Origin of the sequence: Natroniella sulfidigena (genome assembly GCF_023223645.1) — a bacterium.
Taxonomy (GTDB): domain Bacteria; phylum Bacillota; class Halanaerobiia; order Halobacteroidales; family Halobacteroidaceae; genus Natroniella; species Natroniella sulfidigena.
In genome coordinates this window covers 24,708-41,375 of the sequence record NZ_JALKBY010000007.1, presented here as the reverse complement: position 1 = coordinate 41,375, position 16,668 = coordinate 24,708, and the positions used below count along the sequence as shown (strand labels likewise).

Below are 16,668 nucleotides of genomic sequence, written 5' to 3'. Positions count from 1 at the left end.
TGCCTATGGATTTAAAAGTTGATTACCAAGAACAAGTAGAATTACCTGACTGGTTACTAGCCGGAGTTGATGGCAATCATCTGTTGGCCAAACTTCTCTGGCGACGGGGAATTGATAGTCAGCAACGCTTAAAAGAGTTTCTAAATCCTGAAGAATATACTCCAACAGACCCTCGCCAGTTTCCACAGCTGGAGGAAGCAGTTGAGCTGGTATTATCAGCTGTTGAAGCTGGGGAGAAGATTGTTGTATATGGTGATTATGATGTTGATGGAGTAACTTCGACGGTGATCTTAGTGACTATGCTAGAAGCAGTCGGGGCCAACGTCGATTATCATATTCCAGATAGATTTACAGAAGGATACGGGATGGATCAAGGAGTCGTTGAGCAGTTGGCTGAAGCTGGGGTAGGCTTGATCATTACTTGTGATTGTGGAATCTCTAATTATGAGGAGGTAGCTTTAGCTAAGGAGTTGGGAATGAAGGTATTAGTGACCGATCATCATGATTTGCCTGCTAGGCTACCTGAGGCTGACCTGATATTAACACCTAAGTTTTTAGAGGCTGAACATCCTGCTTATAATCTACCAGGAGCTGGGATGGCTTACTTTCTAGCTCAAGCTGTGTTAGAAACTACTGGCCCGAAGCAATTACTCAAAAAATTATTAGATCCTCTAGCATTGGCAATAGTGGCTGATGTTGTCCCATTACATGGGGAGAATAGGTATTTGTTGCAGAAAGGATTGGCTTCTTTACAGGCGACTGACTGGATTGGAATTGAGGAGTTATGTAAGGTAAGTGGAATTACTCCTGGTCAGTTGACAGAGGAGGATATTGGTTTTAGGATTGGCCCGCGAATCAATGCTGTAGGGCGAATGGCTTCGGCTGGCCTTGCTGTAGAGTTATTGTTGGTTACTGAACGGACTACAGCTCAAAACTTAGCAGCTAAGCTGGATCAGATCAATCAGCAACGGAAGGAATTGAGCCAGCAGATGGAGCTAGATGCAATAAAGATGGTTGAGGAGCAAGAAGAGATAGAACCGCTTGTGCTTTATCGACCTGATTGGCATCAAGGGATTGTTGGGATTGGAGCTGGAAGATTGACTGAGAAATTTGGAGTTCCTACTATATTATTATGTGATAAACGGGATGGAGAAGGGGTTGTCACTGGTTCGGGCCGTTCGATTCCTGGGATTCATCTGCGGGATCTTTTGGTAGAGTGTCAAGATCTGTTGTTGGGCTTTGGTGGCCATGCTGGAGCAGCAGGCCTTTCTTTAGAGCGAGAAAATTTAGAACAGTTTTCTAATAAACTAAAGGGGCTGTTGCAAGCGGAACTTGATCAATTAGGACACAAACGGATAATTGAGGTTGATGCTAAGCTTGATTTTAGCCAACTTGATTTAGAATTATATCAAGAATTAATGAAGTTGGCCCCTTTTGGAGCAGGAAATCCTAAGCCGCTCTTTTATAGTCCAGATGTTGAGGTGATTCATTCACGTTCCATTAGTGATGGTAAGCATTTGAGGTTGGTGTTGGCCCAGCAAGGTGAAAGGAGATCTGCAATCTGGTGGCGGGGCCAACAAGAGAAGCTAGGAGCTGAGATTGATCTTGTTTATTCGTTACAGATTAATGAATGGCAAGGTAAGAGAGAGCTTCAGTTGGTTGTAGAGGAGGTACTACAGAGCCAATCTGGAGAGGTAAGAGAAGGGTTTGACTGTGAATTTGAAGACTATCGTAATTGGCAAGAGCTAGGAAGAAAGTTGCCTAAGTTGACAGAGGTACTTTATTATTATGAAGGAGTAGAGGAGCCTGCTTTTACTCCAGCGATTAATCGTTATCAAGGTCAGGAAGCTGAGGTAGTTGTATTTCTTTCGTGTCCACCTAGCTTGAAGGTGATGCAGGAGTTATTACTTAAAATCAGGCCTCAGCGAGTGTTGTTGGCTTATTCTGATATAGAGCTTAGGGCAGGAAAGCTCTTTTTGCGTCAGCTATTAGGATTGGTTAAGAGAGTGATTACTGAGCAAGGTGGACGAGTAAGAATTGAGACTTTAGCTGGATTGACGGGTGAAGAAGAAGGGACTATTTTAGCAGCTTTAAAGCACCTGCAAGCTCAAGGGATGATTGAGCTTGAGTTTGTTGGCCCGGCTAATATCTTACTAAAGAAAGGAAAGAAAAAGAAAAAAAACTCGCCTCATCAGGCGAGATTAAAGAGTCGGCTTGAAGAAAGCAGGGCTTTTAGGAGATATATGTTAGAGCAGGACTTGGGTGTGATTAAAAAATTGGTTATGATATAGTTTACAGTTGACAGTGTACAGTTAAAGGTCAAAATCTTTATAGTTGCAGGTCTTAGATTTTTTTATCTACTGTCAACTGTAAACCGTAAACTGTACACTGATATAAAGTGGCACTTTTTCACTTTATATCTTCGTTCTCTTCAGCCAGCCGCGGATAAACCTCTTTTGTGATTCATTGTTTTCAACAATTTCAATATAACGCTTTGCTTGTAAGACATTAAGTAGATGGTGTAGATCGTCAGGATGAGGATATTGATTGACAGCAGCTAGAGTCTGCGGGCCAACAATTCCATCGACAGTGATTGTATCTTGATTTAAGATATTGTAAGCACGCTGAAGGATTCGATTAGCAGTTGGCGGGCCAAGATTGACTGCCTGATCGAAGAGTTTGATAGCAATCTCTTGCTTTTCAATCTTATCGTAGTGGTGGTTGGCCCAATAATGCTGATGATAGATCTCTTTTGCTTCTTCTAGTGTTAATTCTTTGATTGGCCCTTTATAACCAGCCTTTCTGGCTGTCTCTTCTGTGATGCCATATTTAGTCTTTCCTCCTCGATCTATAGGATCGTTAGAATAACCACCTTCATATTTGATAACCTCTTCAAATGCTATTTCAAAAGTACTTCTATTCTGTAAACTCGACCCGAGTTTATCGAAGAAGTCCTGAATTCAATCTGATAATTTTTTATTGAGATATCTTTCTCGCCATTCTTCTTCTAACTCTTTTACTTGATCAATCCAATCTTCACCAACCAATTCATTGAAGGTTTCAATTAGACTGTCAATAACCCGTGAAATAAAGAATTCAACGATTCGTCTTTTAATCCAATTTAGTTCCAGCTCTTCTTTGGCATAATTCATTACTTGTTCCATAACCCATTCTTTCTTGACCTTGCCTTGACCACTTTCTTCCCATTTTTCTTCGGCTGCAATTATAGCTGCAAAGATTTCTTCCCAAAGACCGTCCCATAATTTTTCAGCTGTATTATTAAAAATTTGTCTGACAATTAAGCTGATAAAGGATAAAACACGTTCAGCCATCCTCTTCCTCCTTTCTAGATTTCAATTCATACAATAACTTATTCAATTAGAGGCTGATTTGTTCTGAAAGGTAAGAATTATATAAGTTGAAATATCCATTATAATAAGATTAAATTCAACTTATCAAAAAAGAATAAAAAGCTCTTTACTTATGCTTGTTTGTTGTGAAAATAATTATCAGGAATTTTATAACATTTTATTAAGAATATTATAATTTAAGGCTTATTTTAAATTGTGCTTATTTTCAGAATTTTATAAAGATTAAGTATTTTGTCCTTATTCTACTTTTTTTAAATTTTTTTTTGGTTTTTTGAAGGATTTTTCTAATAGTTATCTAATATCATATGTGAGACATGAAATATTTGAATTGATTTTAGATAAACTATATTCTTAATATTTAAAATTAAATCTGGTTCTAAGTTGAGAGAGAGGGGCTAAAATAAATGAAGATAGCAATTTCAGGAAAAGGTGGAGTAGGAAAAACAACAATTACAGCAACCTTAAGTAAGATGTTTTCTGAAAATGATTATAATATTTTTGCTGTAGATGCTGATCCAGATGCTAACTTAGCTACCACTTTAGGAATTCCAGAAGAAGAAGCAGAGAAAATAAAACCATTAGCTGAACTAGAAGATGTAATTGAAGAGAAAAATGATGGTGGAGGAGCCTTCATTAGTTTAACTCCCAAAGTTGATGATACATTAGATGATTATGCCTATAACTTAGATAATATTAAGTTTTTAAGGATGGGCGAGATTAAACAGGGAGGCGCTGGTTGTTACTGTAAAGAAAATTCATTTTTGCGTTCTATAGTGGAATCACTATTAACTGATAAAGAAGAGATTGTAATTTTGGATATGGGAGCAGGGATTGAACATTTAAGTAGAGGAACATCTCGAGCTGTTGATATATTAATAATTGTAATTGAGGCCAGTCAAGTCAGTATTGAAACTGCTCAAACAGTTAAGAAGATGGCAGTTGAATTAGGAATTCCTGCAGTTAAGGTTATAGCAAATAAGGTCTTTGATGAAGATGCTGAAGAATTAATTAAAGATAATTTTTCTGATGAAGAGATTTTGGGTTTTATACCCTTTAATAAAGAAGTAATGATGTCTGCAATGACAAAAGGAAGTAATGAGCAAACATATCAGGCCTTAAAAGCTGATATGGAAGTGATCTACAACAATCTTTTGAGGGGAGGTGGGAGCAAGTAAGCCGTCTAGTCATTGTAATTTAAATAGCTAGTTAGATAAGTAATATAAATCATAGTAGTTAATGAGCTAAAAATTGATTGGCTGGAAATGAATCTCTGCTTCTCACTTATAAAATTCATTATAAAAAGTGGAGGGGCAGACAGATAGAAGTAAAGGTGTTGTTTTGTTGGGCACTTAGTAAAGTCTAAATCATTTCTAACAGATATTAAAAAAGATTATTACAAGGAGGTTGAAAAGATGAATATTGAGGATTATGTTATTGATCCAGCAAATACAAAGATGCTGCAATTAGCAGAAGATGAGGGGGTCAGTACTTGTTTTTCCCGCTATGAAGATATGACCCCACAATGTGGTTTTGGTGCTGCTGGAGTCTGTTGTACTATGTGTTTACAAGGTCCTTGTCGAGTTAACCCAGCTGATAATGATAAAGGAAACCAAGAAGGAATTTGTGGAGCTAGGGATTATACGATAGTAGCACGTAACTTAGTAAGATCAATTGCTGCTGGTTCTGCTAACCACTCAGGTCACGCTCGACATGTAGCAGAGGTATTAAGAGGGGTGGCTTTAGGTGAGGCAGAGGATTATGAAATTAAGGATGAAGCTAAGTTAAAGAAGGTAGCTACTGACTTGGGAATAGAGGTTGACGGAAAAGAGACTAATGAGATAGTTAAAGAGGTAGCTGAAGAAGCAATTAGTAACTTCATTGGGTTTCATGGGGAAGAAGTTAGTTGGTTAAAGACAGCGATACCTGAAAGTCGTTATAATCTTTTAAGTGATTGTGACGTTATTCCACAAGGTATTAATGATGCTATCGCTGATTCGATGCATAGAAGTGCTATGGGAGTAGATAGTGATCCATTGAATCTAATCTTTGGTGGTTTAGAAACATCTTTAACTGACTTTACAGGTTGTGCTATAGGAACTGACTTATCAGATATCTTATTTGGGACTCCAGAGTTGATTGAATCTGAAGCTAACTTAGGAGTATTGGATGAAGATGCAGTTAACTTGTTAGTTCATGGTCATGACCCATTATTAAGTGAAAAGATAGTAGAAGCAGCTAAACGTTTAGAAGATGAAGCTAAAGCTGCTGGAGCTGAAAATGGAATCAATATCGCAGGAATTTGTTGTACTGGAAATGAGCTTTTAATGAGACAAGGTGTTTCATTAGCAGCTAACTTTACTTCTCAAGAGTTGGCAATTATGACTGGTGCTGTAGATGCTATAGTAGCTGACGTTCAGTGTGTAATGCCTTCTTTACAAGAAATTTCAAGATGTTATCATACTGATATCATTACAACTATGGATATTGCTAAAGTTTCAGGAGCTAAGCATATTCAATTTAATGATTCAAGTGCGAATGCTGATGCAGATACTATTGTTAGAACAGCAATTGAAGCCTTCCAGAAGAGAGATGCAGAGGTTGATATTCCAGAGCATAAGAGTAAGTTGATGGCTGGATTTACTGTAGAACAGATTGTAGAAGTTCTACAGAAGGTTAATGCTGATGATCCATTAAGTGTAATTACTGATGCTTTAGCAAGTGGAGATATTAGAGGAATTGCTTTATTTGCTGGTTGTAATAATGTGAAGACTAAGCAAGATCACAACCATCTTGAAGTAGCTAAAGAATTAGTTAAGAATGATGTATTATGTGTAGCTACTGGTTGTGCAGCTAACTCACTTGGTAAGCATGGATTCTTACTTCCAGAAGCTGTAGAAGAGTATGCAGGAGAAGGTCTTAAGAAAGTCATGGGTATCCTTAGTGATGCTGCAGGAGTAGATCTACCATTAGTTTGGCATATGGGCTCTTGTGTTGATAACTCTAGAGCAGTTAGATTAGCAACAGCATTAGCTGATTATACAGGTTTAGACCTTGGTGAATTACCGATTGTTGCTACTGCACCAGAGGCAATGCATGAAAAAGCTGTATCAATTGGTACATGGGCAGTAACATTAGGATTACCAACTCATGTAGGTGTTGTACCACCGGTAACAGGAAGTAAATTAGTAACTGAGGTAGCTACTAAGATAGCTAAGGATGTTTATGATGGACACTTTATCGTTGAAACTGATCCGAAAGCTGCTGCCGAAAAGTTAATTGCAGAGATAGATGAGAGAAATTGGATTCAAGCGATGAAGACTAAAGCAAGAGAATCTGATTCATATACGACAGAGTAGAATTGAGAAAATTTAGAGTCTTAAAAATATGTTAAAAGGGGGCAATAAGATGTCTAGAGATCTATTTAAGTCTGCTATTGAAGGGGCTATGGTCGCTACTAGTTTTGCTGAAACTAGATTACAAAAAGCTATTGATAAGTATGGATCTGATAAGGAAGTAGCTTATCCTGAAACTGGTTATGAATTACCTTATATTTCTTCTTTAGATGGAACTAAAGTTAAAACACTTGGTGAATTACCAGCAATTTTAAATAAGTATAAAGATTTATTAAGTCATGATTATACATTAGAGGGAGCTAGAAAAGCTGGGGAAGTTACCGGTTATGCAGCTGAAATTATTGAAGCTATTAAGTATGCTGAAGAGGAAGATCCATATCAAGACGAAGTATATATGGGCTTTGTAAGTGATAAAATAATGAGAGAGTATGGAGTTTCTTTAGTAGATGGTACAATCCCTGGTGTAGCTGTAATCATGGGGAAAGCTGATGATAGCAAAGAGTTAGCAGATTTGATCAGTGATTTACAGTCTAAAGGTATTTTGACATTCTTATCTGATCAAGTAATAGAGCAAGCAATTCAAGAAGATGTGAAGATGGGAGTTGACTTCTTTACATTACCATTAGGTCACTTTACTCAAGTTATCCATGCTGTTAACTTTGCTTTAAGAGCTTCAATGGCTTTTGGTGGTGAAGAGCGTGGTAATTATGAAGCAATTGTTGATTATGTAAGAAATCGTATTAAAGCATTCATCATTGCTTTAGGAGACCAAGATGAGGTTGAAATAGCTGCTCAATTTGCTGCTAACAACCTAGGTATCCCAACTATTACTGATCAAGAAGGAGTAGAAGAGCTTCCTGAGTGGTATCTAGTTGAAACTGATTATGAAGAGGCAGTACGATTAGGACTTGAGTTAAAAGATATTCATATCGAGATTGTTGATATTCCTGTACCAATTACTGTAGGTGCTGCATTTGAGGGAGAAACAATCAGAAGAAACGATATGTATGTTGAGTTTGGTGGACAGAGAACACCAGCTTTTGAGATGGTTAGAACAGTAGATAAAGATGAGGTAGAAGATGGAAAGATAGAATTAATTGGACCAGATGTTGATGATGTAGAAGCAGGTGCTCAATTACCACTAGGATTGGTAGTTGATATCTATGGTAGAGATATGCAGGAAGACTTTGAAGGGGTATTTGAAAGACAAATCCACCACTTCTTTAACTATGGAGAAGGTTTATGGCATATGGGCCAACGTGACATTAACTGGGTTCGAATCAGTAAAGAGGCTCAAGAAAAAGGATTTACGATTGAAGGTATAGGTGAAATTTTATATGCTAAATTTAAATCAGAGTTCCCTTCCATTGTAGATAGATTACAGGTAACACTAATTACTGAAGAAGGAGAACTATTTGATGAAAATTATGAGACAGCAAAAGCACGTTACAAGAAGCGTGATGCTAGATTAAAAGACTTATCTGATGAGTCTGTTGATCAATTCTATGATTGTACTTTATGTCAATCATTTGCTCCAGCACATGTCTGTGTTGTAACTCCTGATCGAGTTGGATTATGTGGAGCTATCAGTTGGTTAGATGCTAAAGCTGCTTATGAGATTGACCCTGCAGGGCCAAACCAACCTGTTAGTAAGAACAAAGTAATCGATGAGCATAAAGGACAATGGGAAGGTGCTAACCAAAGAGCTGCTAAAGAGTCAGGTGGTAAGATAGATACAGTAAATCTTTACTCTATCATGGAATCACCAATGACTTCTTGTGGTTGTTTTGAGGCAATTATGGCAATGGTACCTGAAGCCAATGGAATTATGATTGTTGATCGTGAACATGGTGGAGAAACACCTGTTGGAATGACTTTCTCCAGTCTAGCTGGTACAGTAGGTGGAGGTAATCAGACTCCAGGGTTTATGGGAATTGGTAAGACATATATTGGTAGCGATAAGTTCATCAGAGCTGATGGCGGCATAGGTAGAATTATATGGATGCCAAAAGAATTAAAAGAGCAACTAAAAGAGGATATTGAGAAGCAAGCTGAAAAAGAAGGTTTAGAAGACTTCTATGATAAGATTGCTGATGAAACAGTAGGAACTACTTCTGAAGAGATATTACCGTTCTTAGAAGAAAAAGGTCATCCTGCTTTAGGTATGGATCCATTATTGTAAGGTAAGTTGGTAGTGTAGTTAAATAATAGAAGATTAGGTGTGAACTGATTCATACCTAATCTTCACTTATGCCTAATCTTCATTATTATATAAAATAAAAGATTAGAAAAACATTAACGAAAGGGGATTTTAAAAGATGGGATTAACAGGATTAGAGATTTATAAGAAGTTACCTCAAACAAATTGTGGAGAGTGTGGGTCTCCTACTTGTTTAGCATTTGCTATGCAGTTAGCTGAAGGGAAAGCTGAATTAAGTGAATGTCCAGATGTATCTGATGAGGCTAAAGCAGCATTGGATGCAGCAGCTAAACCTCCAATTGCTACTATTACTATTGGTTCAGGAAAGTATGAAAGAGAAGTTGGTGGAGAGACAGAATTATTTAGACATGATAAGACATTCTTTAATGAAACAGGTGTTGCAGTAGCAGTTAGCGACGAAGAGGATGTAGCAGCTAAGGTAGAGAAGATCAATGCTTTAACTTTTGAAAGAGTAGGGCAAGAGATAGCTGTTGATATGATTGCTGTTAAGAATGATTCTGGAGATGTCAATACATTTGCTGAAGCTGTTGAAACAGTAGCAGATAATAGTGAAAGAACTTTGATCTTAGTTACTGAAGATGCAGCAGCAATGGAAGCGGCTCTAGATATAGCTGCTGACCAAAATCCATTACTTTATGCAGCGACTGCAGATAACTATGAAGCAATGACAGAGTTAGCTGAGGAGAATGACTGTCCATTAGCAGTTAGAGGTGAAGATTTAGATAGCTTAGCTGAATTGACTAAGAAGATTGATTATGAAAACTTAGTCATTGATAGTGGAGCTCGACAGACTTCTGAAGTATTAAGAGATCAGAATGTAATCAGAAGATTATGTATTAAGAAGAAGTTTAGACCTGTAGGATTCCCAACTATTACGTTTACTACTAAAGAAGATCCTCAAGAAGAGGTTATGCAAGCAAGCACTTATATAGCTAAATATGCTGGAATCGTAGTCTTGAATAATACAGTAGAATTAGCTGAAACATTATCATTATTAGCAGTACGACAGAATATTTATACAGATCCAAGAGTACCGGTTACTGTTGAGCCAAATAAGGTTTATGAAGTAGGGGAGCCTGATGAGAATTCTCCAGTCTTTATTACAACTAACTTCTCATTAAGTTATTACAGTGTAGAAGGTGATGTATCATCAAGTAAAGAACCTGCTTATATTATTCCGATTGATACAGATGGAACTTCTGTCTTGACAGGTTGGGCAGCAGATAAGTTTGGTGGAGCTAAGATTGGTGAGATTATAACTGAAGAGACAGATATAGAAGATAGAGTAGATCACAGAAAGCTTATTATTCCAGGTCATGTAGCAGTAATTAGTGGAAAATTAGAAGAAGCTTCTGGCTGGGATGTTCTTGTAGGTCCACGTGAATCTTCTGGAATTCCAAGCTTTATTGCTAATCGCTGGGAAAGCGAGTTAAATGGCTAATTAGCCTAGTTCTGGAAGGGGGAAATTATGTCACTAGTTAAATTTGTACCTGATCAAATAGAGATAGAAGCTGAGCCAGGAACTAACTTATTAGAGTTAGCAGTTGATGCTGGAGTTGAGTTAAAAGCAGTCTGTGGTGGTAGCGGAAGCTGCGGTAAATGCCAATTGATTATTGAAGACGGAGAAGTTGAAGTACTTGATCAGGGGAACCTTTCCCCTGACAAGCTAAAACGAGGTTATGTTTTGGCTTGTAAGACAGAAATAAAAGGGGATCTGATAGTTGAGATTCCGCCAGAATCACGTTTGAGTAAGCATCAGGTCTTTATAGAAGAAGAGGTTGAAGAAAGAGAAGATATATTAACAGAAGAAGAGTTAGCAGCTACTCAAAAACTGAAGCTTGACCCTATTTATCGCCAGATAGAGCTAGAGTTGAATCAACCATCACTAACAGATAATGTTAGTGACCTAGAAAGGTTACAGATTGAGCTTAATCGTGATCGAGACCTTTCATCATTACAAGCTTCCTTACCTGTAATGAAGGATTTAGCTTCTCATTTACGGGCAAATGACTGGAAGACTCAGGTTTCATTATCAAAATTAGGAGATAATTATGAAATTACTGAGCTAAAGTCATTAGATGATCCAAAGGTTGATTATGGTTTGGCAGTAGATATCGGAACGACTACTGTAGTGGTAGAATTAGTAGACTTAGCAACTGGCAAAGTCGCTGCTCGCGAAGGTAGCTATAATAAGCAAGCCAACTATGGTGATGATGTAATCAGTAGGATTAACTTTGCTAAAGAGAATGAAGGTGGTTTAGCAAAACTTAATCAAGCTGTAATTGGTACAATGAATTCCTTGATTGATGAGATTGTCAGTCAACAAGAAATAGAGCAGAGTCAGATTAAGACAGCAGTTTTAGCTGGTAATACGACAATGATCCATTTATTGTTAGAGATAGACCCTAACAATATTCGATTAGAGCCTTATATTCCAACTGTCAGCTTTGTCCCACCATTAAGAGCTAAAGAGTTGAACCTTAAGATTAAAGAGGATGGTTTGATTCATTGCTTACCTGGAGTAAGTAGCTTTGTTGGTGGAGATATAAGCTCAGGAACTTTAGCAGCTGAAATAGCTGATAGAGATGGAATAACCCTCTTTATTGATATTGGTACTAATGGAGAATTAGTATTAGGCAATAAAGAATGGTTAATGACTTGTTCTTGTTCAGCTGGCCCAGCTTTTGAGGGTGGAGGAATTACTTATGGAATGAGAGCGATGTCAGGGGCAATTGAGATGTTTGATATAAATCCAGAGACTTATGAAGTCAAATATAGTACAATCGGTGATGTTCCACCAATCGGTATCTGTGGATCAGGTCTGATTAACCTATTAGCCTTATTAAAGGATGTAGGAATCATCGGTCGCTCAGGAAAGTTTGATGAAGAATTGGAGCATGAGCGACTAAGAGATGGAGAGTATGATAAAGAATTCGTCTTGGTCTGGGCTGATGAAGCAGGGATAGAAGAGGATATAGTGATATCAGAAAATGATATCAAAAACTTACTCCGCTCTAAAGGAGCTGTCTATGCTGGAATTAGAATGATGTTAAACAGCATGGCTTTAACTGAAGAGTTTATCGACCAGGTATTAATTGCCGGAGGCTTTGGGAATTATATAAATCTGGATGATGCTTTGAAGATAGGTCTATTACCTGACTTACCATTGGATAAATTTAAGTTTATCGGGAATACTTCATTAAAGGGAGCAAGAATGAGTCTTTTATCCGAAGATAAGTTTGAAGAGGTGCAAGAGATAGCTAAGAAGATGACTTATCTTGAGTTGAGTGCTGAAAATTATAGCCAAGACTTTATGGATGAATTTGTATCAGCTCAATTTATTCCTCATACTGATTTGAACCTCTTTCCTTCAGTAACAGGGGAATAAGTTAACTATAAAAAAGGAGTTGACAATTATGAATTTAGCAGTAGCAGGAAAAGGTGGAACAGGTAAAACAACATTCTCTTCTCTTTTAATTAGAACACTAATCAAAAATGAAAAGACGCCAATTTTAGCAGTTGATGCTGATGCTAATGCCAACTTAGATGAAGCTTTAGGAATGGATGTGAATAATACCATAACGGAACTCTTAAAAGAGTTTAAGGAAATGGATGGTAGGCCACCTGGTGGAATGGATAAGTTGAGTTATATTGAGTATAAGCTTAGTGCTTCATTGGTTGAAGATGATGATGTAGATTTATTAGTGATGGGCGGGCCAACTGGGCCTGGATGTTATTGTTATCCTAATGATCTGTTGAAGAAGTTTATTGAAAAGCTAAATGCCAATTATCCTTACTTCGTAATGGATAATGAAGCAGGCTTGGAGCATCTAAGTAGAAGGACTACTCAGGATATAGATGTCTTATTTGTAGTCAGTGATGCTAGTGCACGTAGTATTCGCTCTGCAGGTAGGGTTAAGAAGATAGTTGATGAGTTAGAGTTAGATGTTGACCAGGTTTATTTAGTGGTTAACAGAGTAAGAGAGGGAATCATTGAAATATTACAAGAAGAAATTGATAAGACAGGTTTGGAAATGATTGGAACTTTACCTGATGATCCACAGGTGATGGAGTATGACTTACATGGCAAGTCATTGGTCGATTTGCCAGATGATGCTTTGGTGGTTCAAGCAGTAGAAGAGCTTGTTAAGAAAACTGTCTTATAAAGATGATATATATCTGTGATAAAACTATAGAAAGGGGAGAATAAAATGGCAGTAGAAATGCTTAAAGAGAAATGGACTGGTCAAGTAGCAGAGGTTGTTATTGGAGCTACAGAAGAAGAGGGAGGTACTCGTACTTCTACAGTAACTGTAGGAGGGGAAACAGCTTTACCTTTCTTGGATTTTGAAGGAGAGATTCCTAATAAACCAGTAGTAGCTTATGAAGTTCTTGATGAGGAACCAGAAGGATGGGCAGAGCCATTAGTAGAAGCATGGGGAGATGTTTATTCTGACCCAGTTGCTTGGGCTAAGAAGTGTGAGGAAGAAGGAGCAGAGTTAATAGCTTTAAGATTAGTAAGTACTAATCCTGCTGGGCAAGATCGTTCTCCAGAAGAAGCTGCTCAAACTGTGAAGGATGTTTTAGACGCAGTAGGAGTACCACTAATGGTACTTGGTTGCGAAGATGCAGAAAAGGATAATGAAGTCTTAAAGGCTGTAGCTGAGGCAGCAGAAGGAGAAAATCTCTTAATTGGTGCTACAGAAGAAGATAATTATAAAACGATTGCTGGAGCGTGTATGATTCATGATCATACTTTAATTGCTCAATCACCAGTAGATATGAATATTGCTAAGCAGTTAAATATCTTATTGACTGATTTAGGGGTTAAAGAGAATAAGATAGTTATTGACCCATTATTAAGTAGTTTAGGTTATGGTTTAGAGTATTCTTACTCTGTAATGGAAAGAGTTAGATTAAGTGCTCTAAGAGATGATAAGATGCTGTCAATGCCGGTTGTTGCTTTTGCAGGAAAAGAAGCTTGGAGAACAAAAGAGCCTAATACTCCTACTGAAGAGAACCCACAATGGGGAGAGCAAGAAAACAGAGGTGTTATGTGGGAGACTTTAACTGCAAGTACAGTATTACAATCTGGTGCTAACATTTTGGTAATGTATCATCCGCAAGCTGCTAAGAATGTACAAAGTTTAGTTGACGATTTAATGGAAGATAATTCATAAAGTTATCTTGAGCAGAGGTTATATTAATTGAGTACTTATAAATTAGGGAGGTAGAAAAAATGATTATTATTGGTGAAAGAATTAATGGAATGTTTAATGATATTGGTGAGGCAATCAAGAATCAAGATCCTACAGCAATTCAAAAGTGGGCAGTAAAGCAAATAGAAGCTGGTTCTCATTATCTAGATGCTAATGTTGGTCCAGCAGTAGAAGACTCACCAGAAGTTATGAAGTGGTTAGTAGAGGTTATTCAAGATGAAGTAGATGCTCCTGTTTGTTTAGATACAACGAATGTTGATGCTATGGAAGCAGGCTTAGAGGTACACAAAGGAACAGCAATGATCAACTCTGTTACTGCTGAACCTTCTAAGTTAGAAGCTATTTTACCATTAGTTAAAGAGTATGATGCTGAAGTAATCGGTTTAGCTATGGATAAGTCAGGAGTACCTAAGGATGCAGCTACTAGAACAGCTAAAGCAATGGAAATTGTAGCTAATGTTGATGCTCACGGTATTCCAATGGAAGACTTATATATTGATCCTTTGATTCTACCGGTTAATGTAGCTCAAGATCATGCTCCAGAGGTATTGGAGTCTATTCAACAGGTTAAGAAGTTAGCAGATCCTGCTCCTAAGACTGTTTTAGGATTAAGTAATGTTTCTCAGAACTGTACTAATATGGGATTAATCAATAGAACATTTATGGTAATGGCTATGGCAGTTGGATTGGATGCAGCTATCATGGAAGCTAATGATCAAGAGATGCTAGATTCAATAGCTACTGCAGAGATTATCCTTAACAATGATGTATATTGTGACTCTTTCTTGCAACAATTTAGAAAGTAATTTGAATTAATTTAAGAGAATAAGATAAGGTTCTTAATCAATAAGAGGTAAGGGAGGCGCCCCCTTACCTCTTATTTTTATTTCTAATTACAATATTGTGTCACTTTCGATATGCTATTAACATGAGGAAAGTTTCTCGTTCGGAAAGATTTTTTCTGAGTTTCTAAGACTCACCTCCAATCAAACAAGAGCAAGTTAATTTTAAAATAGGAAAATTAACTAATTCATGCTCTGATTTGATTTCCGGTTCATCAAGAAACTAAACGAAAAAATCTAGATGTCACTGCGAAACATTCCTCATGATAGTTTGGATTTATGTTTATGGTTTTAATGATTTTAACTGTCAACTGTACACTGTAAACTGTCAACTGATATATAGTGGCAAAGTGCCACTATATATCAACTCAGTGTAATTTAATGTTGAAATTTGAACCTAAAAGACGAATGTTTTAATTATTTAAAGGAATAAGTCGTTAAATGAAGAATGTAGTATTAACTTCCTTTTTATTTAGTTTTAAGTAGTCGAGTAGGGAGAATAAATAACAGAGAGGGTTGAGTTGATGAAAAAGAAATTAGTAATGCCTAGTTTTTTTGGAGTAGCGTTTGTATGGTTTACTACCCATTTTGGTGGTGGATTTGCTTCGGGCAGGCAGGTAGCTGAGTTTTATGTTACTTATGGTTGGTTTGCTATCTTTATGCCTATTATTGCTATGGCGATTAATGCGTTGGTCTTTTATTATGCTTGGGATTTTAGCGTTAAGCATCAGGTTTTTGATTATAAGAGTTGGACTAATGAATTTTATAGTCCTTATGAAAAGATTTTTTCTAATTTATATGAATTAACCTTTGTGATTACGATGTTTGTGGCAACTGCTGTTGGTTTTGCAACAGGAGGGGAGATTATAGAAGAGGCATTGGGTACACCTTATATAATTAACACTCTTATTATTGCAGTTATTATATTTTTATTAACTATTTTTGGAGCTGAACTAATACGTAAGGTAGCTACTGTTATAGCGATAGCTTTGATTATTGGTGTTGGAATTATTTATGGTACTAATGCAGTTATTAGTTTTCCAGCGGTTATGGAGTTAGTGGCTAATCAAACGACAGAGACAAGCTTTTGGACAGCAGCATGGAGAATGCTGTTATATGCTAGTTTTCAGGCTTTAGCTGTTGGAGCATATGTGGCAGTGGCTGATGTTTTAGATGATGGAGAGGATGCTAAGAAAGCAGGAATGATAGGTTTTGCTATCAATGCTATATTACTAACCTTAGCAAGTATTACTGTATTGGCTTACTATCCTGAGGTAATTGATATTCCAGTACCGACAATCCATGTAGTTAGAGAAGGGGTCGGTGGGGTTTTTGCAGAAGGATTGATTTCAATCTTAATTCTATTTGGAGCAGTTTCTACTGGGGTTAATTTTGTCTTTGGTGGAGTTAAAAGGATTGTTTCTTGGTGGCCAGGAGAGGTTGAAGAGCATCAAGAGAAGAAGAGATCTATTATTGCTTCATTGATATTTGTAACTATAACCTGGGGGATAGCTTTATTTGGTTTAATTCCACTTGTAGCTAGAGGTTATAACTTCTTGGGTGTTTTAGGAATACCGATGATTATAATTCCTGTCTTATATAAACTGTTTTTATCAAAAGAGAATATCTAATAATTATTGTTAATTAAGAGGGAGGATAAGA

Annotated in this window: 12 protein-coding genes; 10 read left to right on the top strand and 2 right to left on the bottom strand. The window is 37.1% G+C overall.

The window, feature by feature from the left end:
* Positions 1-5: 5 nt before the first annotated feature.
* A complete protein-coding gene (gene recJ, locus MWH28_RS05835; protein WP_248618373.1) occupies positions 6-2,291 on the top strand; it encodes a single-stranded-DNA-specific exonuclease RecJ in 2,286 nt (761 codons plus the stop codon).
* A 123-nt stretch (positions 2,292-2,414) separates the two neighbouring features.
* Here the strand turns inward: recJ and MWH28_RS05830 are convergent, their stop codons facing one another.
* Positions 2,415-2,885, bottom strand: a complete 471-nt coding sequence (locus MWH28_RS05830; RefSeq protein WP_345894750.1) for a glycoside hydrolase family 108 protein — start codon at positions 2,883-2,885, stop codon at positions 2,415-2,417.
* 75 nt (positions 2,886-2,960) lie between these two features.
* A complete protein-coding gene (locus MWH28_RS05825; RefSeq protein WP_248618372.1) occupies positions 2,961-3,332 on the bottom strand; it encodes a hypothetical protein in 372 nt (123 codons plus the stop codon).
* Between the two features lie 443 nt (positions 3,333-3,775).
* Between MWH28_RS05825 and MWH28_RS05820 the strand changes: the two genes are divergently transcribed.
* The 9 genes from MWH28_RS05820 (at position 3,776) to MWH28_RS05780 (ending at position 16,637) form a co-directional block, all read left to right on the top strand.
* Positions 3,776-4,546 (top strand): ATP-binding protein, encoded by a 771-nt coding sequence (locus MWH28_RS05820; RefSeq protein ID WP_248618371.1) that lies wholly within the window; start codon positions 3,776-3,778, stop codon positions 4,544-4,546.
* A 237-nt stretch (positions 4,547-4,783) separates the two neighbouring features.
* A complete protein-coding gene (gene cooS, locus MWH28_RS05815; protein ID WP_248618370.1) occupies positions 4,784-6,727 on the top strand; it encodes an anaerobic carbon-monoxide dehydrogenase catalytic subunit in 1,944 nt (647 codons plus the stop codon).
* Positions 6,728-6,776: 49 nt separating this feature from the next.
* Positions 6,777-8,906: an acetyl-CoA decarbonylase/synthase complex subunit alpha/beta gene (gene acsB, locus MWH28_RS05810; RefSeq protein WP_248618369.1), complete on the top strand. Its 2,130-nt coding sequence runs from the start codon at positions 6,777-6,779 to the stop codon at positions 8,904-8,906.
* Positions 8,907-9,042: 136 nt separating this feature from the next.
* The gene (gene acsC, locus MWH28_RS05805; protein ID WP_248618368.1) at positions 9,043-10,386 is read left to right on the top strand and encodes an acetyl-CoA decarbonylase/synthase complex subunit gamma; all 1,344 of its coding nucleotides are present in this window, start codon (positions 9,043-9,045) and stop codon (positions 10,384-10,386) included.
* A gap of 27 nt (positions 10,387-10,413) precedes the next feature.
* Positions 10,414-12,333, top strand: a complete 1,920-nt coding sequence (locus MWH28_RS05800) for an ASKHA domain-containing protein (protein WP_248618367.1) — start codon at positions 10,414-10,416, stop codon at positions 12,331-12,333.
* A 28-nt stretch (positions 12,334-12,361) separates the two neighbouring features.
* The gene (locus MWH28_RS05795; protein WP_248618366.1) at positions 12,362-13,111 is read left to right on the top strand and encodes an ATP-binding protein; all 750 of its coding nucleotides are present in this window, start codon (positions 12,362-12,364) and stop codon (positions 13,109-13,111) included.
* 45 nt (positions 13,112-13,156) lie between these two features.
* Positions 13,157-14,125 carry a CO dehydrogenase/acetyl-CoA synthase subunit delta gene (cdhD, locus tag MWH28_RS05790; protein ID WP_248618365.1) on the top strand — a complete coding sequence of 323 codons (969 nt, stop codon included), beginning with the start codon at positions 13,157-13,159 and terminating at the stop codon, positions 14,123-14,125.
* A 59-nt stretch (positions 14,126-14,184) separates the two neighbouring features.
* Entirely contained in the window at positions 14,185-14,970 is a 786-nt protein-coding gene (locus MWH28_RS05785) for a methyltetrahydrofolate cobalamin methyltransferase (RefSeq protein ID WP_248618364.1), read from the top strand.
* 560 nt (positions 14,971-15,530) lie between these two features.
* Positions 15,531-16,637 (top strand): YkvI family membrane protein, encoded by a 1,107-nt coding sequence (locus MWH28_RS05780; protein WP_248618363.1) that lies wholly within the window; start codon positions 15,531-15,533, stop codon positions 16,635-16,637.
* The last annotated feature ends 31 nt before the right edge of the window (positions 16,638-16,668 follow it).

Bases quoted from the DNA above. Each gene is read 5' to 3' on its own strand.
- recJ (WP_248618373.1), top strand. From the start codon at position 6: ATGGATTTAAAAGTTGATTACCAAGAACAAGTAGAATTACCTGACTGG.
- MWH28_RS05825 (WP_248618372.1), bottom strand. From the start codon at position 3,332: ATGGCTGAACGTGTTTTATCCTTTATCAGCTTAATTGTCAGACAAATT.
- MWH28_RS05820 (WP_248618371.1), top strand. From the start codon at position 3,776: ATGAAGATAGCAATTTCAGGAAAAGGTGGAGTAGGAAAAACAACAATT.
- cooS (WP_248618370.1), top strand. From the start codon at position 4,784: ATGAATATTGAGGATTATGTTATTGATCCAGCAAATACAAAGATGCTG.
- acsB (WP_248618369.1), top strand. From the start codon at position 6,777: ATGTCTAGAGATCTATTTAAGTCTGCTATTGAAGGGGCTATGGTCGCT.
- acsC (WP_248618368.1), top strand. From the start codon at position 9,043: ATGGGATTAACAGGATTAGAGATTTATAAGAAGTTACCTCAAACAAAT.
- MWH28_RS05800 (WP_248618367.1), top strand. From the start codon at position 10,414: ATGTCACTAGTTAAATTTGTACCTGATCAAATAGAGATAGAAGCTGAG.
- MWH28_RS05795 (WP_248618366.1), top strand. From the start codon at position 12,362: ATGAATTTAGCAGTAGCAGGAAAAGGTGGAACAGGTAAAACAACATTC.
- cdhD (WP_248618365.1), top strand. From the start codon at position 13,157: ATGGCAGTAGAAATGCTTAAAGAGAAATGGACTGGTCAAGTAGCAGAG.
- MWH28_RS05785 (WP_248618364.1), top strand. From the start codon at position 14,185: ATGATTATTATTGGTGAAAGAATTAATGGAATGTTTAATGATATTGGT.
- MWH28_RS05780 (WP_248618363.1), top strand. From the start codon at position 15,531: ATGAAAAAGAAATTAGTAATGCCTAGTTTTTTTGGAGTAGCGTTTGTA.